The sequence below is a fragment of the Streptomyces sp. SID13726 genome, from assembly GCF_010548375.1.
Taxonomy (GTDB): domain Bacteria; phylum Actinomycetota; class Actinomycetes; order Streptomycetales; family Streptomycetaceae; genus Streptomyces.
Window position 1 is genome coordinate 1 of the sequence record NZ_JAAGLY010000699.1, and the last position, 405, is coordinate 405.

General features: G+C 77.0%; 1 pseudogene. It reads right to left on the reverse strand.

Annotated elements, in window-relative coordinates:
* A pseudogene (locus G3I78_RS49840) lies at positions 1 to 294 on the reverse strand (hypothetical protein); the annotation flags it as partial.
* Positions 295 to 405: the final 111 nt, after the last annotated feature.

Sequence of the window (405 nt, forward strand, 5' to 3'; positions counted from 1 at the left end):
GGCGGCGATCTCCGCGTCCGCGACGGCGGCCCGCCACGCGAGGTTCGTCTCGTCGGTCGGCACGACGTCGGCCTGGAGCCCGGTCACGCCGAGCGAGACGCCCGCGCCCGGTGGCACCTGGTGGGCGACGACCTCCTCGCTCAGCCCGACGGCCTGGAAGATCGTCACGAGCGGGTGGTAGCCGTCGTCCTGCAGCGCCCCGACCCGCAGCGAGAGGTTGACCTTGCCGGGTGCGCGCACGCGGACGGACGGGGGTGGCGCGAGGGCGATGCTCGGCGGTCGCGGGGGTGTCACGCGTCCACTGTGCCAGGTCGTCCGGTGCGACGCTCCGTGGGTGCCGCGCCGCGGGTCGGGCGCTCGCCGACGCCGCCGCGCCGGACGAGCTGCTCGGCGACGCGCGCGAAG